The sequence below is a fragment of the Paracoccus sp. SSJ genome, from assembly GCF_030234105.1.
GTDB lineage: Bacteria > Pseudomonadota > Alphaproteobacteria > Rhodobacterales > Rhodobacteraceae > Paracoccus > Paracoccus denitrificans.
Genome location: NZ_JASSPE010000006.1, coordinates 136,163 through 154,309 on the forward strand (window position 1 = coordinate 136,163; position 18,147 = coordinate 154,309).

The window sequence follows — 18,147 nt, forward strand, 5'->3', positions numbered from 1 at the left end:
CGGATCAGTCCTCGTAAACCTCGGGCAGGTCCGCCGGCTTGCGCGTCATCCATTCCGGCACCGGCAGGCCCTTGGCCCGCAGGAAGTCGGGGTTGAAGAGCTTGGTCTGGTAACGCGTGCCATAGTCGCAAAGCACCGTCACGATGGTGTGACCGGGGCCCATGTCCCTTGCCATGCGGATCGCGCCGGCGACGTTCACCCCCGACGAGCCGCCAAGGCACAGCCCCTCGTATTCCAGCAGGTCGAAGATCACCGGCAGCGCCTCGGCATCCGAAATGCGATAGGCGAAATCCGGGGTGAAGCCTTCCAGGTTGGCGGTGATCCGGCCCTGGCCGATGCCCTCGGTGATGGAGGAGCCGGGCGATTCGAACTTGCCTTCGGTATAGAAGCTGTAAAGCGCCGCGCCCTCGGGATCGGCCAGCCCCATCTTCACGCCCTTGGGCTGCAGCGCCATGGCGACGCCCGCCAGCGTCCCGCCCGAGCCGACGGCGCAGATGAAGCCGTCCACGCGGCCGCCGGTCTGTTCCCAGATCTCGGGGCCGGTGGTGTGCAGATGCGCCTCGCGGTTGGCGACATTGTCGAACTGGTTGGCCCAGATGGCGCCGTTCGGCTCGGTCCTGGCCAGTTCCTCGGCCAGGCGGCCGGAATAGCGCACATAGTTGTTGGGGTTCTTGTAGGGCTGCGCCGGCACCTCGACCAGTTCGGCCCCCGCGAGGCGCAGCATGTCCTTTTTCTCCTGGCTCTGCGTCTCGGGGATGACGATGACCGAGCGGAAGCCCATCGAGGCGCCGACCAGCGCCAGGCCGATGCCGGTATTGCCCGCCGTGCCCTCGACGATGGTGCCGCCCGGCTTCAGCTCGCCCCGCGCCACCGCGTCCTTGATGATGTAGAGCGCGGCGCGATCCTTGACCGACTGGCCCGGATTCATGAACTCGGCCTTGCCCAGGATCTCGCAGCCGGTCTCTTCCGAGGCGCGGCGCAGCCGGATCAGGGGGGTATTGCCGATGGCAGAGGCGAGGTCGGGGCAGATGCGCATGGGCTTGGCCTTTCGCAGGATGTTCCCGCCCGGTTTACACGCCGCCGACCGATGGCGGCAACCCCGCCAGGGCGGTCTCGGTCCCCTGCCCCAGTTCGCGGCGGATTTCGTGGTGGCGCAATTCCAGCCACAGCGCGAGATTCAGAAGCGGCCCGTTGCGGATCTCGCCCGCCAGCGCCATGCGGGTCAGTTCGGCCCGCGGGACCAGATGCGAGCGGATGTCCTCGTCCTCGGTCGCAAGCCCGCCAAGCCCGGCGCTGTCGTCCGGCAGGTCGGCGATGCCGACATAAAGATAGAGGTATTCCGCCACGGCCCCGGGGCTGGGATAGTTGTGCGGCGCCGGGAAGAGTTGCAAAAGGGCGATGCCCGTCTCCTCGACCGCCTCGCGCCGGGCGGCCTGTTCCGGGGTTTCGCCGGCATCGACGCGGCCGGCCACGGTCTCGTAGAGCCAGGGCTGCGCATCGCCGCGCGCCAGCGGCCCGGCCCGCATCTGGTCGATCAGCATCACCCGGTCGCGCACCGGATCCCAGGGCAGCACCACCGTCGCGTCGCCCGAGACGAAGACCGCGCGCGCAAGCGGCTCGGTCCAGCCGCCGTCGTTGCGGTGCTGGCTCAACCGGATCGCCTCGACCGAGAAATACTCGGCATGGGGTTCCTCGACCGAATCGATCCTGACCCGGTCGATGGCCGCGGGCCCGACATGCGGCAGGTTTGCCGTCTCGATTTCGGCGCGCAGACGCGAGGCCACCCAGCTTGCGATCATCGGCAGGCGCTTGCGGATCGCCTCCGCCGGGCGATTCCCGGGCAGCCCCAGCAACCAGTCGGCGATCGCGGCGGCCAGTTCCGGCTGCCATTGCGGCGCATCGCTCGCGGGCTCGCCCAGGCCCAGCAACTCCTGCCCCTGGTGATGCTGCGGGGCGAGCCCGAAGATCTCGGCATAGCGGCGCAGGGCGGGCGTCCAGTCGGCCTGCCAGAGCGGCAGGCGATCATCGCCCGCAGCAAGCCGTGGCCAGCCATCGGGCGCGATCCCGGCCAGCCCGCCGCCAATCAGCGCAGCTTGCAGCGACCCGGCCTCGGTCGCCTGGGGGGCAAGCCGGGCACGGATAAGCGGATGGGCAAGCGGTCCGATCAGCAGCGGCATGGTTGCAGCCTCCTGGAGTTCGCGATCCGGCTGGTGCTGCGTTTTCTGACCATGATTCACCCGTAAGAGAAATTTTTCGCGGTTTTGGCGCGAAGCCCCTTGCGCTTCAACCCCCGCCCGTCTACATCGCCGCCACCACCCGAAAAGCGCGGAGAGGTGCCGGAGTGGTCGAACGGGGCGGTCTCGAAAACCGTTGAGCCTTCACGGGTTCCGTGGGTTCGAATCCCACCCTCTCCGCCATTTCCAATTGATTTCATTTGGAAAATTCGATGGCGAGCAATTCGGGCTCCAATTCCCGGAACAAATCGATCCATCCGGAAATTCGCGAAAACGGGCGCTTGGCTGGTGCCGTGGCGCCCGCTGGCTTGTCGGCGGCATTTGCATGTTGAACCGGGCTCGGTTCGAAGGGCCCGTTCAGGCTCCTGCCGGAACTTCGCCCGTCGGGCCGGACGGGCAAGGTTGATCCCGGGGCATGCCGCCCTATCCACGGCCCACGCCAGCGCCGGGGGAATCAGCGACCATCCCCCATTGTCGGCGAGGGCGCATGATGCGGGCTGGCCTCAGTCGTCGCTCGCCGCATCCGCCGGGTTGACCATCGCCTCCAGGATGGCCGGCAGATCGATGGTGCCGACCAGAACCTCCCCGTCGCGGACCTGCGCCTCGGACATGCCGGCCTTGGTCATGCGGCGCGCGACCAGATCCAGCTTCGAGCGCGCCTTGACGGTGAAGTCCGGCAACGCGCGGCCCTGAGTGGCGGGCGTGGCGATGGTCCGCGCCTCGATGATGCGACCCCGATTCACCTCGCGCACGAATTCAGCAATATAGGCATTGGCGGGGCGCAGGACGATTTCCTGCCCGTTGCCCACCTGCTCCATCGCGCCGTCGCGCAGGATCGCGATCTTGTCGCCCAGCCGCAGCGCCTCGTCCAGGTCGTGGGTGATGAAGATGATGGTCTTGCGCAACTCCTGCTGCAATTCCAGCAGGATCGACTGCATGTCCATGCGGATCAGCGGGTCCAGCGCCGAAAACGCCTCGTCCATCAGCAGGATCTCGGCATCGTTGGCCAGCGCCCGTGCCAGGCCCACGCGCTGCTGCATGCCGCCGGAAAGCTGGCGGGGATAATAGTCCTCGTAACCCTGCAATCCGACGCGGTCGATCCAGTGCCGCGCGCGTTCCTCGGCCTCGGCGATGCCGCGGATGTCCAGCCCATAGGCCACGTTGCGCAGCACCGTGCGATGCGGCAACAGCGCGAATTTCTGGAACACCATCGCCGTCTTTTGCCGGCGGAAATCGCGCAGCTGCGCCGGGGTCATGGTCACCACGTCCATGCCGTCATAGAGCACCTGCCCCGCCGTCGGCCGGATCAGCCCGTTGATATGCCGGATCAGCGTCGACTTGCCCGAGCCGGACAGCCCCATGACGACCGTGATGCGGCCATGCGGGATGGTCAGGTTGATGTCTTGCAACCCCAGGACATGGTTGTGGCGGTCGTTCAACTCGGCCTTGGTCAGCCCGGCCTTGACCGCCTCGACATGCTGCCCGGCCTCGGGGCCGAAGATCTTGTAGAGATCGCGGATCTCGATGTCATGCGTGCCCGCCTTGTTCATTTGCCGGCCTCCGTGTGCTTTTGCAGCCGCTTGCCGTAGGCCTGCGTGGTGCGGTCCATGATGATGGCGATGGCGACGATGGCCAGGCCGTTCATCACCCCCATGGTGAAATATTGCTGGTTGATCGCTTGCAGCACCGGCTGGCCCAACCCGCGCACCCCGATCATCGAGGCGACGACGACCATGGCGAGGCTCATCATGATGGTCTGGTTGATCCCGGCCATGATCGTCGGCAAGGCCAGCGGCAATTGCACGTCGCGCAGCTTTTGCCAACTGGACGAGCCGAAGGCCTCGGCCGCCTCCAGCACGTCGGGCGCCACCTGCCGGATGCCCAGGTTGGTCAGCCGGATCACCGGCGGGATGGCATAGATCACCACCGCGATCAGCCCCGGCACCTTGCCCAAGCCAAAGATCATCACCACCGGGATCAGGTAGACGAAGCTGGGCATGGTCTGCATCATGTCCAGGATCGGCGTCACCATGGCATTCATCCGGTTCGACTGCGCCATGAGGATGCCGACGGGGATGCCCAGCACCACGGCGATCAGGGTGCAGACCGCGACCATGGCAATGGTGCGCATCGTGTCCTCCCACATGCCGAAATAGCCGACCACCAGCAGCGCCAGCACCGATCCCAGCGCGATCTTCCAGCTTCGGCTGACCAGCCAGATGCCTGCCGCCAGCACCGCAAGCACCGCGATCCAGGGCGATCGGATCAACAGGTTCTCGATAAAGGTCAGCAGGCTTTGCAGCGGCGCAAAGATCGCCTCCAGCGTATCCCCCCAGGCGCGGGTGAAGTCGCGGAAGGCGCCGTCGACGGTCTGGCGCATCGCGCGCAGGTTTCCGCGGCTCATTTCCGGGAAACGGATCAGGTCCATGTCTTTTCGTCCTTTGGAAACGGAAATGGGCAAGGCCGCGACCCGCGACCTTGCCCGTCAGGCGCGATGGCGCGGATTAAAGGGCGGCCCTGACCTTGTCGGCCACTTCGGCGGGAACCCATTCGGTCCAGATGTCCTCGTGCCGTTCGAGGAACTCATAGGCGGCATCCTCGTTGCTGGCCTGGTTCTCGACCATCCAGGCCAGCATAGCGTTGACGGTCTCGTTGCTCCAGGCCCGGGTCTTGACGTAATCCATGGCCACGCCGGCCTTGTCGGCGAACTCCTTGGTCACGGCGGTATAGACGTCCGAGACCGGCCATTCCGTCACCTGCGGATCGACGCAGTCGGGCTTGACCATGCAATTGTCCCAGCGCTCGCGGTCGAATTCGGCCTCGAGTTCCAGCCGGGTCATGTCATACTGGCCCAGGATGGCGGTGGGTGCCCAGTAATAGCCCAGCCAGCCCTCCTTGCGGTTCGCCGCCCGCGCGATCGAGCCGTCCAGCGCGGCGGCCGAGCCGGAATCGACCAGTTCGAACCCTTTGTCCGCAGCGCCCGAGCCGACGAACTGGTTGCGGTTGATCGCCTGGCAGGCCCAGCCCGAGGGACAGCCGAACCAGGCGCCCTTGCTGCTGTCCTCGGCGCCGGGGAACAGTTCTGGATGTTCCAGCGCGTCCTTGAGCGTGTGGATGTTGTGCTCTTCGGCCAACCATGTCGGCACCCAGATGCCCTCGACCCCGCCATCGGACAGGATCTGCGAGGCGATCACGATCCGCCCTTCCGCGACCGCCTGGTCCAGCGGCTCCTTGACCGCGTTGACCCACAACTCGGGGGCCATGTCCGGCTGGGCCTTTTCGTTCATCGACGCGAAAGTCGGCATCGTATCGCCCGAGACCAGCGCCACGTCGCAGCCATAGCCCTCTTCGAGGATGATCTTGTCGACCCACGCCGCCAGCCCCGCCGAGGCCCAGTTCATCTCTGCCACGGTGATGCTGCCGCATTCCTCGTCAGCGGCGAATGCGGGGACGGCCAGTGCCATGAAGGCAAGCGTAGTCGAAGCAAGAAATTTGCCCATCAAACGTTCTCTCCGGATTTTCAATGCGCGCACATGAAGCGGCGCAGGGGGCGAAACCAACCGGCGCTCAGCGCCGGTCACCTCCGCGGGTCGGATGCGACCCTGTTGCGTGGAATGGGGCAAAGGCCCCGATTTCGGTGGCAGCGATTATACCGTCTTGTGCGAAAACTTCAAATCCGCTTCGGGATTGCGCATGAACAGGGCCTTGCGCCAGCCTCCCGACGCCCGATTCCGGCATGGCAATCCGACAAGATCACTGGCCCATGCCCGCCCCGCCGGCCCCTACGTCTTACCGCGTTTTCATCAATGGCGTCCGCTCACGAAGGCGCGCAAACCCGCCATGGTATCAGCGCTGAGGGGCGCTGAACCCCTCTTAGCGCAGCGCCCTCACGACCATTCTCGCGCCGCCTTCGGCTGGACGAACGCGCGGCACGGGTCGGCTCGCAGGCAATGTCAGGGAGCGATCGGAACGGCCGGGAGGACATGCCATGCCGACCCCGCTCGTTCGATGGGCTGCATGCTTCCGGCTATTTCGCGCGTGCCGAAAACCAGGCGAAAATGATCGGAGTCCCGACGACCAGCCCGACGATGGAAAAGAGCGGGCCGAATATCAGCGCGCCCATAGGGATGTCCCTCAGGCACCCCTTCACGCCGCCGTTGATGCCTCGCAGGCAGAAATGCTCCCAGTCCAGAAGCAGGGTATAGACCGGCACGAAAAGCACGGCAAAGACGATGCTCAGAACAAGGCCGCACGCCACGGAAAGAAGCAGCCGAGCCAGGATCGCCATCACCGTTTCCCGGCCATGGCCCGGCGGCACCGTTCCTCAGGACTGATGCGGATCATTCCGGGCCGGCTCATCGGCGCTTCCCTTTACCTGTCACCCTCGCATCGCGACCTGACGCGCTTGCATCCCGCCGGTCGCATGGAAGCGGGCCGGGTGAAAACCCGGCCTTCCGTTCGGTGCCGACAGAAGTCACTCTCTGCGAGAGTCGCGAATGACCGTTCACGACCAGAACGGACGTTTCGTCTGTCAGCCGGATTCGCGAGATCCGCGACTGCGCATCCGCAATCCGGTCGCGAGTCCCCACGATGCATGGCTACATGGCAGGCCGTTGCGATGACCGTCTGCCAATCGCCGCGTCCCGACGCACCTGTCGCGCACCATCACCGATCGGCTGGCGGATCAGGAAAGCGCCACCGGAAAACACAGGGATAATATTGGATTACAGGGTTTAATGGTGGGCGACCCTGGAATCGAACCAGGCATGGGTCTCCCCGGCGGAGTTACAGTCCGCTGCCGCACCTTGCAGCACGTCGCCCGCCGAACGCTCTCGGCGTGAGGCGGTGATTATCCCGCCCGGCAGGGGGCGTCAAGCAGGGATCAGCGGAAAAGTCGCACTTCCTTGCAGCCCCTGCCGCACCGTCGCGACGGTTGCATTCGGCGGCATTTTCTGCGCAGTCGGAGGGGCAACCGGGAATGCGACATGGCCGAGAAACCACAGAAATCCAAGAAACCCACCTGGGTCATCGACAAGGAGCGCGCGCGCCGCGCCGCCGCGGCCGAAACCGTCTGGCTCTTCGGCCTGCATGCGGTGCGCGACGCCCTGGCCAATCCCAGGCGCGAAAAGCTGCGGCTGGTGGTCACGCGGAACGCGCTGGACCGGCTCGGCCCACTGCCGCCGGACCTGGCGCATGAAATCGTGGACGCCCGCACCTTCGACCGCGCGGTGCCGCTGCCCGCCGAAAGCGTGCATCAAGGCGCCGCGCTGGAGGTCAGGCCGCTGAAATGGGGCAGCTTGGCCGATCTGGCGCTGTCCGGGCCGGGCCGCCCGCTGCTGGTGGCGCTGGACCGGGTGACCGACCCGCATAATGTCGGTGCCATCCTGCGTTCGGCCGAAGTCTTTGGCGCGCGCGCGGTCATCGCGCCGGCGCGGCATTCCGCGCCCGAGACCGGCGCGCTGGCCAAGACCGCCTCGGGCGCGTTGGAACGCCAGCCCTATCTGCGGGTCACCAACCTGGCCGATACGCTGATCGAGCTGCAATCCATGGGTTATACCGTGCTGGGCCTCGACGGCACCGGGGACGAGCTCTTGCCCGAGGCGCTGCGCGACCTGTCGGGCCGGGCGATCTGCCTGGTGCTCGGCGCCGAGGGGCCGGGCCTGCGCGAACGCACGCGCGAGACCTGCGACCGCATCCTGCGCATTCCCTTTGCTGCGGATTTCGGCTCGCTCAACGTCTCGAACGCGGCCGCGGTGGCGCTTTACGCCGCTTCACAGATCTGAGCCGAGGCTTCACATCGGCGCTAGAAACCGCCCGTCCCGGTTGAGAATCCTCGGCCGATTTGCCAGATCGGTAACACAGCTCCCTCATCCGCGCACCGCCATGATTCGACCGATTCTCGCCAGCATGATCCTTGCCCTGCCCTTTGGCGGGGCAATGGCGCAGGATTGGGCACTGGATGGCATGGATCCGGTCTCTTACGGGACCGAGCACGCCGCCGTGCCCGGGCGTACCGATCTGGTCACGGTGTGGCGCGGACAGGCCTGGCATTTCGCCAGCGAGCAGAACCGCAATCTTTTCGAGGCCAATCCACGGGCCTACGCCCCCGGCCTGGGCGGGCTTTGCGTCCTCGCCCTGTCCGAAGGCCGCTCGGAACCCGGGAATCCGCGCTATTTCGTGGTGATCGGCCAGCGCACGTATTTTGTGCGCTCGGAACAGGCGCGTGAGCGGCTTCTTGCCGATCCGCAGCGCATTCTGATGCGCGCCAAGGCCGCCTGGACCCGGATGAACCCCTGAATTTCACTTTTTTGCGATCAAGGTGGAACTTTTTGGCCACGGTTCCCATTTATTTACCGAACATGGCCACGGAACGGTCATGTTCAGATCACTGTCCCTCGTTCCGCGACTTGCGCCCGGCCAGACCTCTGGACCGGGCGCTTTTTCCATGCCACTTTCGGTTGAGATCTGGGGGAGGATCACATGAACCTGGCAGTACTTCGCGATATCGGCTCCTCGCCGGTCGATGATGACATTGCGCGCATCGCCCGGACGACGCGCTGCATCGCCATCGTCGGCCTGTCGCCGAACGAGGCTCGACCATCCTGGGGCGTCGCCCGCTACCTGAAATCCCAGGGCTACCGCATCATCCCGGTCAATCCGGGCCATGCGGGCGGCACCATCCTGGACGAACGGGTCTATCCCGACCTGCGTGCGCTTCCGCCCGATGTGGTGGTGGACATGGTGGACATCTTTCGTCGGGCCGAGGTCGTGCCCGCCATCGTCGAGCAGGCCATGGGGCACCTGCCCCGGCTGGGCACGATCTGGATGCAGCTTGGCATCCGCCATGCCCATGCGGCCAGCCGTGCCCGCGCGCGCGGCCTGACGGTGATCGAGGATCGTTGCCCGAAGATCGAGTTCCCGCGCTTTCTTTGAGCTGCGAAAGCCGCATGAAAAAGGCCCCGGTTCCATTCGGACCGGGGCCTTTTTTGCGGCAAGGGCGATCAGACGCCCGAATAGAGCCCTTCGTAGATCGGACCCAGCGTGTCCACCTCGAACAGCGAGCTGACCGAAGTGCCGTTCCAGATGTTCAGGATCGCCTGCGCAAACATCGGCGCGGTCGGCACGATGCGGATGTTCGAGGCCGATTTCACCTTTTCGGTCGGCTCGATGGAATCGGTGATGACCAGCGATTTCATCACCGAGCCCTGCACCCGCTCGACCGCCGGGCCGGACAGGACGCCATGGGTGATATAGGCGTGGACCTCGGTCGCGCCGTGCTCGGTCAGGACCTGCGCCGCCTTGCACAGCGTGCCGGCCGTGTCGCAGATGTCGTCGACGATGATGCAGGTCTTGCCGGTCACGTCGCCGATCACGGTCATCTCGGCCACCTCGCCCGGCTTCTCGCGGCGCTTGTCCACGATGGCCAGCGGTGCGCCGATGCGCTGCGCCAGTTCGCGCGCCCGCGCCACGCCGCCCACGTCGGGCGAGATCACCATCAGGTCCGAGAGCCGCTCGCGGAAATGATGCTTGATGTCCAGCGCAAAGACCGGCGCGGCATAGAGGTTGTCCACCGGAATGTCGAAAAAGCCCTGGATCTGCGCGGCATGCAGGTCCAGCGTCAGCACGCGGTCCACGCCCGCCTCGGTCAACAGGTTCGCCACCAGCTTGGCGCTGATCGGCGTGCGGGCCTTGGCGCGGCGGTCCTGCCGGGCATAGCCGAAATAGGGGATCACCGCCGTGATGCGCGCCGCCGACGAGCGCTTCAGCGCATCCGTCATGATCAGCAGTTCCATCAGGTTGTCATTGGCCGGGTTCGAGGTCGGCTGGATGATAAACATGTCCTCGCCGCGGACGTTCTCATAGACTTCGACGAAGATTTCCTGATCGTTGAAGCGCTCGACCCGCGCCTCGATGGGGGCGACGTTCATCCCGCGATGCATCGACATGCGCCGGGCGATGGCATTGGCCAGAGGCCGGTTCGCATTCCCCGCGATAAGCTTCGGTTCGGTCATGGCCGGCATGGGCTTTCCCTGTCTGGATTCGTGCGATTGCACCCCGCTTAGCACCGGGCTAGCTTGCCCGCAAACCCCGGAGGCACACTGATGGCGCATATCGACTATTACTTCGGCACACCCAGCCCCTGGAGCTATCTCGCCGGCAACCGGCTGGAGGAGATCGCGGGCCGGCACGGCGCGACGATCACCTACAAGCCCGTCGATCTGCTGCAGCTTTTCGACCGCACCGGCGGCGTCCGCCCCGCGAACCGCCACCCGTCGCGCCTGGAATACCGCGCCCAGGAGCTGCAACGCTGGTCCCGGCATCTGGGCATGGCGCTGAACCCGAAGCCTGCCTTCTGGCCGGTGAACCCCGCGCCCTCGTCCTATGCCATCATCGCCGCGCAAGAGGCGGGCGGCGGCAACCTGCCCGGCCTCGTGCAGGGCTTTCTGCGCGCCGTCTGGGCCGAGGATGCGGACATCGCCGATGATGCGGTGATCCGTGAGAAGCTGGCGGCTGCGGGCTTCGACCCCGACCTGGCCGACAAGGGCCTGTTCGTCGGCGCCGAGACCTTCGGCCGCAATCTGGAGCAGGCGGTCGAGGCCGGGGTCTTCGGTGCGCCGTTCTATGTGGTGCGCGAGACCGGCGAGCGGTTCTGGGGCCAGGACCGGCTGGATTTCCTCGACCGCCACCTGGCAAGCCTGTGAGCGCGCTGCATCTGAGACGCTGGCCGGGCAACGAGGACCGCCCGGCGCTGGCGCTGCATTGCATGATGGGCAACGGCGTCTATTGGGGGCCGATCGCCGAGACGCTGCGCGAGCGGGCGCGGATCAGCGCCCCCGACCTGCCCGGTCATGGGCAAAGCCCGGACTGGGAAGGCCCGGACTGGGAAGGCACAATGCCGGACTACCATACCTTCGTCACGCGCGAGGCCGCCGCGCTGATCGACCGGCCGCTGGACCTGATCGGCCACAGCATGGGCGCGACCGTGGCGCTGCGCATCGCCGTCGCCGCCCCCGAGGCCGTGCGCAGCCTGACCCTGATCGAGCCGGTGCTGTTCGCAGCGGCGCCCGAAGCCTTCAACGACGCGCTGCTGGACGATGTCGCGGCCCGTCTCGCCGCCGGAGAGGATGCCGAGGCGGCCCGCGCCTTCCTTGGTGTCTGGGGCGGGCTCGACTGGGATTCGCAAACGCCGTCCGGCAAGGCGCGGCTGGCGCGGCAGATCCATCTGGTCCAGGCCAGCAACGATGCGCTGCGCCGGGATACCGCCAATATCCTGCGGCCGGACGGGCTTGAAGCCATCGACGCGCCGGTGCTGATCGTCATGGGCGAGGATTCGCCCCCCGTCATTCCGGCGATTGCCGATGCGCTGGCGGCACGGCTGCCCGATGTCGGACGCGCCCGCGTTCCCGGTGCGGGCCACATGCTGCCGATCACCCACCCCCGGCAGGTGGCTGAATTGATCGGGCTGAACCTGGACCGCGCCTGAGCGGATCAATCCGGGTCCCAGTCATCCTCGTGCCGCAAGGGGCCGATCGCCATCCAACTGGCGCGCACCCGCGCGACGCGGGTATCGCCCCAGGTGCGGAATTGCAGATCGAACCCCTGTGGGGTGATGTTCACCGCCTGGATATCGGCCCGTTGATTGGCGTGCCGATCCAGGTCCCACATGCTCAGCGAAACATGGACCACCGGAGGTTCGACGAAACTTTCGTCGAATAGGATCGCCTGCGACTCGACCCGGGGGCCCTGCCCGGTCCACATCGGCCCGCCATCCTCGAAGGCCGAAAACATCTCGGCCGAGCCACTGGCGACGCCGACCGCGAAATGTTCAAAACGTCGCAATTCACGCTCCTCCCGCGCATCACGAAATGCCACGACGGCGAATGAATAAAGCCCCGGAAAAACCGGGGCTTTCTATCTTCTGGACAGATCCCGCCTAATGCGGGAAATTCGCATGGTTCGGATCGAGCCCGATATGCGTGCCAAGCGCCTCCATGTCGGCCAGCAGCTTGACCGCGGCGGCGACCAGCTCCTCTCCGGCGGATTCGCGCTCCTTGGCGGCTTCGACGCGACGACGGGCCTGGGCCATCATCTCGTTGAAGACCTCTTGCGTCATCTCGGCGCGGGGATGTCCGCGTTCGGCCAGCAGGGTGACGGATTCGTTGTTGATCTCGGCGAAACCGCCGGTCACCGCGAATTCCGTCTCGGACCCGTCCCCAGCCACCACGGTCACCAGACCGGGGCGCAGGTTGACGATGGCCGGCGCATGGCCGGGCATCGCCGTCAGGTCGCCATCGGCGCCGGGCAGGCGCACCTCGCGCACCGGGACGGAAACCAGGTTCCGTTCCGGCGAGACGAGGTCGAACTGCATCGTGTCGGCCATGTCGCCCCCTTACGCCGCGTCAGCGGCGAGACGCTGAGCCTTGGCTTTCACATCCTCGATGCCGCCGACCATGTAGAAGGCCGCTTCCGGCAGGTGGTCGTATTCGCCGGCCACGACCGCCTTGAACGACTTGATCGTGTCCTCCAGCGGCACCTGCACGCCGTCCGAGCCGGTAAAGACCTTGGCGACGTCGAAGGGCTGCGACAGGAAACGCTGGATCTTCCGGGCGCGGGCCACGGTCAGCTTGTCCTCTTCCGACAGTTCGTCCATGCCGAGAATGGCGATGATGTCCTGGAGCGACTTGTATTTCTGCAAGATGCCCTGGACGTCGCGGGCGACCTGGTAATGCTCTTCGCCGACAACCGCCGGATCAAGGATCCGCGAGTTCGAGTCGAGCGGGTCCACGGCCGGGTAGATGCCCAGTTCCGAGATCGCGCGCGACAGCACGGTCGTGGCGTCGAGGTGCGCAAAGGTCGTGGCCGGGGCCGGGTCGGTAAGGTCGTCGGCCGGGACGTAGACGGCCTGGATCGAGGTGATCGAGCCGTTCTTGGTCGAGGTGATGCGTTCCTGCATCGCACCCATGTCGGTGGCCAGCGTCGGCTGGTAGCCCACGGCCGAGGGGATGCGGCCCAGAAGCGCCGACACTTCCGAACCCGCCTGGGTGAAGCGGAAGATGTTGTCGACGAAGAACAGAACGTCGGTCCCAGTGGCGTCGCGGAACTGCTCGGCCACGGTCAGGCCGGTCAGCGCAACGCGCATCCGCGCCCCCGGAGGCTCGTTCATCTGGCCATAGACCAGCGCCACCTGGGATTTCGACAGGTCGTCCGGCTTGATGACGCCCGATTCCACCATCTCGTGGTAAAGGTCGTTGCCCTCGCGGGTCCGTTCACCGACGCCCGCGAACACCGAATAGCCCGAGTGCACCTTGGCGATGTTGTTGATCAGTTCCATGATCAGAACCGTCTTGCCCACGCCGGCGCCGCCGAACAGGCCGATCTTGCCGCCCTTGGAATAGGGAGCCAGCAGGTCGATGACCTTGATGCCGGTGACCAGGATCTCGGACGCGGTCGCCTGGGCGGCGAAATCCGGGGCCTGCTGGTGGATGGCGCGGGTCTGGGTCGCTTCGACGGGGCCGCCTTCGTCGACGGGCTCGCCGACGACGTTCAGGATGCGGCCCAGCGTCGCGTCGCCGACCGGAACCATGATCGGGCCGCCGGTATCCTTGACCGGCAGGCCACGGACCAGACCTTCGGTCGCGTCCATGGCGATGGTGCGGACGGTGTTCTCGCCCAGGTGCTGGGCCACTTCCAGCACCAGGCGCTTGCCGTTGTTCTCGGTTTCCAGAGCGTTCAGAATCGCAGGAAGCTGACCGTCGAACTGCACGTCGACGACGGCGCCGATCACCTGCGTGATTTTTCCATTGGCCTCTGCCATGTCTCTACCTCTACGTGTCAGAGCGCCTCTGCGCCCGAGATGATTTCAATCAGTTCCTTGGTGATCGCGGCCTGACGCGAGCGGTTGTAGACCGTCGTCAGCCTGTCGATCATGTCGCCGGCGTTGCGCGTGGCGTTGTCCATGGCGGTCATCCGCGCGCCCTGCTCGGACGCCGCGTTCTCCAGCAGCGCCGCAAAGACCTGCGTCGCCACCGAGCGCGGCAGCAAGTCGTTCAGGATCGCGTTCTCGTCCGGTTCGTAGTCGTAGAGCGACGAAGCACCCGCCTCGCCTTCTTCGATCACGGCGGGGATCACCTGCCGCGCGGTCGGAACCTGGCTGATGACGGACTCGAAGCGGTTGTAGAACAGCGTCGCCACGTCGAACTCGCCGTTGTCGAACCGATCCAGGATCTCGTCCGCGATGGCGCGCGCGTTGTCATAGCCGATGCGCTTCACTTCGCTCAGATCGACGTGATTGACGAAAAGGTCGCCATATTCGCGCTTGAGCTGCTCGCGGCCCTTCTTGCCCACGGTCAGGATCGACACCTGCTTGCCCTGTGCCTGCAGCTCTTGCAGGCGCAGGCGGGCGAGCTTGACGATGGACGAGTTGAACCCGCCCGCAAGCCCGCGCTCCGAAGTCATCACCACCAGCAGGTGGCGGCGGTCTTCGCCGGTCCCCGCCAGCAGCCGCGGCGCCATGTCCGAGCCCGCCGCCGCAGCGGTCAGCCCGGCCATGACAGCGGCCATCCGGTCGGCATAGGGACGCGCGGCTTCCGCCGCTTCCTGCGCACGGCGCAGTTTCGCGGCGGCGACCATCTGCATCGCCTTGGTGATCTTGCGCGTGTTCTTGACGCTGCCGATCCGGTTCTTGAGGTCCTTGAGGCTGGGCATCTATCCCTCCCCTCAGGCGTAGGTCTTGGCGTAACCGTCCAGCGCTGCCTTGATCGCATCTTCAAGCTCGCCCGCCACCTTGCGGTCGTTCTTGGTCATGTCCTCAAGCAGATCGGCCTTCTGGTTGCGCAGATACTGGAGCAGCCCATGCTCCCATTTGGTCACGTCGCGAACCGGGATGCCGTCCAGGTAGCCCTTGGTGCCGGCATAGATGACGATGACGATCTCGGCATTGGTCAGCGGCGAGTATTGCGGCTGCTTCATCAACTCGGTCAGGCGCGCACCGCGGTTCAGCAGTTTCTGCGTCGCGGCGTCGAGGTCCGAGCCGAACTGCGCGAAGGCCGCCATCTCGCGATACTGGGCCAGTTCCAGCTTGACCGGGCCGGCGACGGATTTCATCGCCTTGGTCTGCGCCGCGGAACCCACGCGCGACACCGAAAGGCCGGTGTTCACGGCCGGGCGGATGCCCTGGAAGAACAGTTCGGTTTCCAGGAAGATCTGGCCGTCGGTGATCGAGATCACGTTGGTCGGGATGTAGGCCGACACGTCGCCCGCCTGCGTCTCGATGATCGGCAGCGCGGTCAGCGAGCCGGCGCCATTGGCCTCGTTCAGCTTGGCCGAACGCTCCAGCAGGCGCGAATGCAGGTAGAACACGTCGCCCGGATAGGCTTCGCGCCCCGGCGGGCGGCGCAGCAGCAGCGACATCTGGCGATAGGCCACGGCCTGTTTCGACAGGTCGTCATAGATGATCAGCGCATCCATGCCGTTGTCGCGGAAATATTCGCCCATCGCGGTGGCCGAATAGGGCGCCAGATACTGCATCGGCGCCGGGTCCGAGGCGGTCGCGGCCACGACGGTCGTGTAGGCCATGGCGCCGGTCTCTTCCAGCTTCTTCACCAGCTGGGCCACGGTCGAGCGCTTCTGGCCGACGGCGACATAGATGCAGTGCAGGGTCTTCATGCCATCGGCCTCGCGGCCGTTGTAGTTCGCCTGGTTCAGGATGGTGTCCAGCGCGATGGCGGTCTTGCCGGTCTGGCGGTCGCCGATGATCAGCTCGCGCTGGCCGCGGCCGACCGGGATCATGGCGTCCACCGATTTCAGGCCGGTCGCCATCGGCTCGTGCACCGATTTGCGCGGCATGATGCCGGGGGCCTTGACGTCGGCGATGCGGCGCTCGGAGGCGTTCAGCGGGCCCTTGCCGTCGATCGGGTTGCCAAGCGCGTCGACGACGCGGCCCAGCAGTTCCTTGCCGGCGGGGACTTCCACGATGGCGCCGGTGCGCTTGACGGTGTCGCCTTCCTTGATGTCGCGGTCGTCGCCGAAGATCACGACGCCGACGTTGTCGGTTTCAAGGTTCAGCACCATGCCGCGGATGCCGCCCGGGAATTCGACCATCTCGCCGGCCTGAACCTTGTCCAGGCCATAGACGCGGGCGATGCCGTCACCGACGGACAGCACCTGCCCGACCTCGGCCACCTCGGCGTCCTGACCGAAATTCTTGATCTGATCCTTGAGGATGGCCGAGATTTCGGCTGCCTGGATTCCCATTATCCGACCTCTTTCATAGCATTCTGGAGGGAGGCGAGCTTCGAGCGGATCGAACTGTCGATCATCTGCGAGCCCAGTTTGACGATCATGCCGCCGATGAGGCTTTCATCGACGCGCGCGTTCAGTTTCACCGTCTTGCCCGATTTCGCGGCCAGCGTATCGGCAAGCCGGGCCTTCTGTTCGTCCGTCAGCGCCTGGGCGCTGACCACGTCGGCGGTGACTTCGCCCTTCGCATCCGCGATCAGGTTGCGCAGCTTGGCCACGAATTGCGGCAGCGTGAACAGCCGGCGGTTGCGGGCCAGCAGGCGCAGGGTGTTGGCCAGCTCGGCCGACAGGCCCATGCGCTCGGACAGCGCGCCGACCGCGGCCTCTTGCTGCTGGCGGTCGTAAAGGGGCGAGAGGGTCAGGTCGCGCAGGTCCTGGCTGGCGTCATAGGCCGAGGCCAGGTCGTCGATCTGGGAGGACAGGGCGTCGATGCCGCCCGAGTCCCTGACCAGATCGAACAGGGCCTGCGCGTAACGCCCGGCGATATCAGCGGAAATCGAAGCGGAATTGGCCACGGTCATCCTTCCGGTTAGCGCAAGCTCCGCTGGCGGGCCGGCTGGCGGGCCGGTCTGTCGCGGAGCGCGGGTCAAGGGCGGGCCCTGGCATAATTCGGCTAGAGCCTTCCCGAAATCTGCGGCGTCTCTAGCAGGTGATTTTCCCTGCCGCAACCGCCTTGAACACGGAAAAATGAGCGTTTGCGACCCTTGGCCGAGGCCCGGCCGCAACCGATTGCGCAAACACCTCGCCCGGCAGGCCGCTCGCGCGCGGAAAGATTTCGCCGCGGCCGCCCCACGCGAGGGGATTCGCCGCGGGCGACCGGCCTCGCGCCTCAGCCCGGATCGCGCGCCGTCCGCCCCGCGCCCTGCCCCGCCGGGCGCGGCCGGGCGATACCCTCCAGCACGTCGAGCGGGCTCGGCACGCTGACGCGCCGCCCCGGCCCGACCGGCGCCTGCACCTGCTTGCTGAACTCGGTCAGCACCACGCCGGCAACCAGCACCTGGCTGATGCGCAGCCCCGCGCGTTCCCACATCTGCGCGCTTTTCAGCCAGAACCGCCGATCCGAGGGCGGGATGTAGAGCGCCGCCCCCGTGCGCTCGGTCACGAAGCCCGCCGCGCGGGCCTGCACCTCCAGCTGGCCTGCGGTATAGCTGCGGCCGAAGCCGAAGGGCGTGGTCTCGGATCGGGCCCAGAGCCCGGCCCGGTTCGGCACCATCACCAGCAGCCGCCCGCCCGGTCCCAGGACGCGCCACGCCTCGTCCATCAGCGCGGCCGGATGGTCCGCCGTCTCCAGCGCGTGCAGCAGCACCAGCCGGTCGACGCTGCCCGTATCCAGCGGCCAGGCCGTCTCTTCGCACAGGACCGAGCAGTTCGGCAGCCCGGCCGGCCAGGCCATCACCCCCTGCGGCCCCGGCATCAGCGAGATCACCCGCCGCGCCCGCGTCAGCCAGGGCCGCAGCAGCGGCGCGGCGAATCCATAGCCGGCAACGGTCATGCCCTGCGCCTGGTCGGGCGGCCATAGCCCGGTGAGCCGGTCGCGCAGCACGCGCTGCACCACCCGGCCAAGGGCGCGGGTATAATAGAATTTTCGCAGCTCGAATACGTCGTGATGCATTGC

19 protein-coding genes and 2 tRNA genes are annotated in these 18,147 nt (G+C 66.3%); 6 read left to right on the forward strand and 15 right to left on the reverse strand.

All coding sequences use genetic code 11. The features are described from left to right. Positions 1-4: 4 nt before the first annotated feature. The gene (locus QPR87_RS08635) at positions 5-1,036 is read right to left on the reverse strand and encodes a cysteine synthase A (RefSeq protein WP_011750094.1); all 1,032 of its coding nucleotides are present in this window, start codon (positions 1,034-1,036) and stop codon (positions 5-7) included. 34 nt (positions 1,037-1,070) lie between these two features. Further along, positions 1,071-2,177 carry an NUDIX domain-containing protein gene (locus tag QPR87_RS08640; protein WP_285049160.1) on the reverse strand — a complete coding sequence of 369 codons (1,107 nt, stop codon included), beginning with the start codon at positions 2,175-2,177 and terminating at the stop codon, positions 1,071-1,073. A 150-nt stretch (positions 2,178-2,327) separates the two neighbouring features. On the opposite strand from QPR87_RS08640, the gene QPR87_RS08645 reads away from it, so the two are divergent. Next, positions 2,328-2,417 (forward strand) — tRNA-Ser (locus QPR87_RS08645). A gap of 320 nt (positions 2,418-2,737) precedes the next feature. Here the strand turns inward: QPR87_RS08645 and QPR87_RS08650 are convergent. From QPR87_RS08650 to QPR87_RS08670, 5 genes are all read right to left on the reverse strand, one after another. Further along, complete coding sequence (locus tag QPR87_RS08650) at positions 2,738-3,784, reverse strand: quaternary amine ABC transporter ATP-binding protein (protein WP_285049162.1); 1,047 nt, start codon at positions 3,782-3,784, stop codon at positions 2,738-2,740. Then, positions 3,781-4,662, reverse strand: coding sequence for an ABC transporter permease (locus QPR87_RS08655; protein WP_011750090.1), 882 nt, complete (start codon positions 4,660-4,662; stop codon positions 3,781-3,783). The genes QPR87_RS08650 and QPR87_RS08655 overlap by 4 nt, the downstream gene beginning before the upstream one ends. 76 nt (positions 4,663-4,738) lie before the next feature. Further along, positions 4,739-5,734, reverse strand: coding sequence for an ABC transporter substrate-binding protein (locus QPR87_RS08660; protein ID WP_230999733.1), 996 nt, complete (start codon positions 5,732-5,734; stop codon positions 4,739-4,741). A gap of 527 nt (positions 5,735-6,261) precedes the next feature. Further along, positions 6,262-6,522 carry a hypothetical protein gene (locus QPR87_RS08665; protein WP_285049165.1) on the reverse strand — a complete coding sequence of 87 codons (261 nt, stop codon included), beginning with the start codon at positions 6,520-6,522 and terminating at the stop codon, positions 6,262-6,264. A 449-nt stretch (positions 6,523-6,971) separates the two neighbouring features. Beyond that, positions 6,972-7,055 (reverse strand) — tRNA-Tyr (locus QPR87_RS08670). Positions 7,056-7,219: 164 nt separating this feature from the next. On the opposite strand from QPR87_RS08670, the gene rlmB reads away from it, so the two are divergent. The 3 genes from rlmB to QPR87_RS08685 all read left to right on the forward strand — a co-directional run bounded on the left by rlmB (position 7,220) and on the right by QPR87_RS08685 (position 9,167). Then, positions 7,220-8,017, forward strand: a complete 798-nt coding sequence (gene rlmB / locus QPR87_RS08675) for a 23S rRNA (guanosine(2251)-2'-O)-methyltransferase RlmB (RefSeq protein ID WP_104490909.1) — start codon at positions 7,220-7,222, stop codon at positions 8,015-8,017. 124 nt (positions 8,018-8,141) lie between these two features. Further along, the gene (locus QPR87_RS08680; RefSeq protein ID WP_231000582.1) at positions 8,142-8,531 is read left to right on the forward strand and encodes a YHS domain-containing (seleno)protein; all 390 of its coding nucleotides are present in this window, start codon (positions 8,142-8,144) and stop codon (positions 8,529-8,531) included. A gap of 183 nt (positions 8,532-8,714) precedes the next feature. Then, entirely contained in the window at positions 8,715-9,167 is a 453-nt protein-coding gene (locus tag QPR87_RS08685) for a CoA-binding protein (protein WP_285049169.1), read from the forward strand. A 68-nt stretch (positions 9,168-9,235) separates the two neighbouring features. Here QPR87_RS08685 and QPR87_RS08690 read toward each other — a convergent pair whose 3' ends face one another. Then, positions 9,236-10,255, reverse strand: a complete 1,020-nt coding sequence (locus QPR87_RS08690; protein WP_011750058.1) for a ribose-phosphate pyrophosphokinase — start codon at positions 10,253-10,255, stop codon at positions 9,236-9,238. A gap of 81 nt (positions 10,256-10,336) precedes the next feature. Here QPR87_RS08690 and QPR87_RS08695 point away from each other — a divergent pair, with 81 nt between their 5' ends. Together QPR87_RS08695 and QPR87_RS08700 are read left to right on the forward strand one after the other, a co-directional pair. Further along, on the forward strand, positions 10,337-10,936 hold the full coding sequence (locus QPR87_RS08695; RefSeq protein ID WP_285049172.1) for a 2-hydroxychromene-2-carboxylate isomerase: 600 nt from the start codon (positions 10,337-10,339) through the stop codon (positions 10,934-10,936). After that, positions 10,933-11,718, forward strand: coding sequence for an alpha/beta fold hydrolase (locus tag QPR87_RS08700; protein WP_104490905.1), 786 nt, complete (start codon positions 10,933-10,935; stop codon positions 11,716-11,718). The genes QPR87_RS08695 and QPR87_RS08700 overlap by 4 nt, the downstream gene beginning before the upstream one ends. A gap of 5 nt (positions 11,719-11,723) precedes the next feature. Here QPR87_RS08700 and QPR87_RS08705 read toward each other — a convergent pair whose 3' ends face one another. From QPR87_RS08705 to QPR87_RS08735, 7 genes are all read right to left on the reverse strand, one after another. Continuing rightward, a complete protein-coding gene (locus QPR87_RS08705; RefSeq protein WP_285049174.1) occupies positions 11,724-12,074 on the reverse strand; it encodes an H-type lectin domain-containing protein in 351 nt (116 codons plus the stop codon). A 94-nt stretch (positions 12,075-12,168) separates the two neighbouring features. Further along, the gene (locus tag QPR87_RS08710) at positions 12,169-12,615 is read right to left on the reverse strand and encodes a F0F1 ATP synthase subunit epsilon (RefSeq protein ID WP_011750054.1); all 447 of its coding nucleotides are present in this window, start codon (positions 12,613-12,615) and stop codon (positions 12,169-12,171) included. A gap of 9 nt (positions 12,616-12,624) precedes the next feature. Next, on the reverse strand, positions 12,625-14,049 hold the full coding sequence (atpD, locus tag QPR87_RS08715) for a F0F1 ATP synthase subunit beta (protein ID WP_011750053.1): 1,425 nt from the start codon (positions 14,047-14,049) through the stop codon (positions 12,625-12,627). 17 nt (positions 14,050-14,066) lie between these two features. Next, positions 14,067-14,939: a F0F1 ATP synthase subunit gamma gene (locus tag QPR87_RS08720; protein WP_011750052.1), complete on the reverse strand. Its 873-nt coding sequence runs from the start codon at positions 14,937-14,939 to the stop codon at positions 14,067-14,069. A 12-nt stretch (positions 14,940-14,951) separates the two neighbouring features. Next, a complete protein-coding gene (atpA, locus tag QPR87_RS08725) occupies positions 14,952-16,487 on the reverse strand; it encodes a F0F1 ATP synthase subunit alpha (RefSeq protein ID WP_011750051.1) in 1,536 nt (511 codons plus the stop codon). After that, a complete protein-coding gene (locus QPR87_RS08730) occupies positions 16,487-17,047 on the reverse strand; it encodes a F0F1 ATP synthase subunit delta (protein WP_175474417.1) in 561 nt (186 codons plus the stop codon). The genes atpA and QPR87_RS08730 overlap by 1 nt, the downstream gene beginning before the upstream one ends. A gap of 314 nt (positions 17,048-17,361) precedes the next feature. Further along, on the reverse strand, positions 17,362-18,144 hold the full coding sequence (locus QPR87_RS08735) for a class I SAM-dependent methyltransferase (protein WP_011750049.1): 783 nt from the start codon (positions 18,142-18,144) through the stop codon (positions 17,362-17,364). Positions 18,145-18,147: the final 3 nt, after the last annotated feature.

What these genes read in the sequence shown, in the direction of transcription:
- QPR87_RS08635 (WP_011750094.1), bottom strand. Translation starts at nt 1,036, where the DNA reads ATGCGCATCTGCCCCGACCTCGCCTCTGCCATCGGCAATACCCCCCTG.
- QPR87_RS08640 (WP_285049160.1), bottom strand. Translation starts at nt 2,177, where the DNA reads ATGCCGCTGCTGATCGGACCGCTTGCCCATCCGCTTATCCGTGCCCGG.
- QPR87_RS08650 (WP_285049162.1), bottom strand. Translation starts at nt 3,784, where the DNA reads ATGAACAAGGCGGGCACGCATGACATCGAGATCCGCGATCTCTACAAG.
- QPR87_RS08655 (WP_011750090.1), bottom strand. Translation starts at nt 4,662, where the DNA reads ATGGACCTGATCCGTTTCCCGGAAATGAGCCGCGGAAACCTGCGCGCG.
- QPR87_RS08660 (WP_230999733.1), bottom strand. Translation starts at nt 5,734, where the DNA reads ATGGGCAAATTTCTTGCTTCGACTACGCTTGCCTTCATGGCACTGGCC.
- QPR87_RS08665 (WP_285049165.1), bottom strand. Translation starts at nt 6,522, where the DNA reads ATGGCGATCCTGGCTCGGCTGCTTCTTTCCGTGGCGTGCGGCCTTGTT.
- rlmB (WP_104490909.1), top strand. Translation starts at nt 7,220, where the DNA reads ATGGCCGAGAAACCACAGAAATCCAAGAAACCCACCTGGGTCATCGAC.
- QPR87_RS08680 (WP_231000582.1), top strand. Translation starts at nt 8,142, where the DNA reads ATGATCCTTGCCCTGCCCTTTGGCGGGGCAATGGCGCAGGATTGGGCA.
- QPR87_RS08685 (WP_285049169.1), top strand. Translation starts at nt 8,715, where the DNA reads ATGAACCTGGCAGTACTTCGCGATATCGGCTCCTCGCCGGTCGATGAT.
- QPR87_RS08690 (WP_011750058.1), bottom strand. Translation starts at nt 10,255, where the DNA reads ATGCCGGCCATGACCGAACCGAAGCTTATCGCGGGGAATGCGAACCGG.
- QPR87_RS08695 (WP_285049172.1), top strand. Translation starts at nt 10,337, where the DNA reads ATGGCGCATATCGACTATTACTTCGGCACACCCAGCCCCTGGAGCTAT.
- QPR87_RS08710 (WP_011750054.1), bottom strand. Translation starts at nt 12,615, where the DNA reads ATGGCCGACACGATGCAGTTCGACCTCGTCTCGCCGGAACGGAACCTG.
- atpD (WP_011750053.1), bottom strand. Translation starts at nt 14,049, where the DNA reads ATGGCAGAGGCCAATGGAAAAATCACGCAGGTGATCGGCGCCGTCGTC.
- QPR87_RS08720 (WP_011750052.1), bottom strand. Translation starts at nt 14,939, where the DNA reads ATGCCCAGCCTCAAGGACCTCAAGAACCGGATCGGCAGCGTCAAGAAC.
- atpA (WP_011750051.1), bottom strand. Translation starts at nt 16,487, where the DNA reads ATGGGAATCCAGGCAGCCGAAATCTCGGCCATCCTCAAGGATCAGATC.
- QPR87_RS08735 (WP_011750049.1), bottom strand. Translation starts at nt 18,144, where the DNA reads ATGCATCACGACGTATTCGAGCTGCGAAAATTCTATTATACCCGCGCC.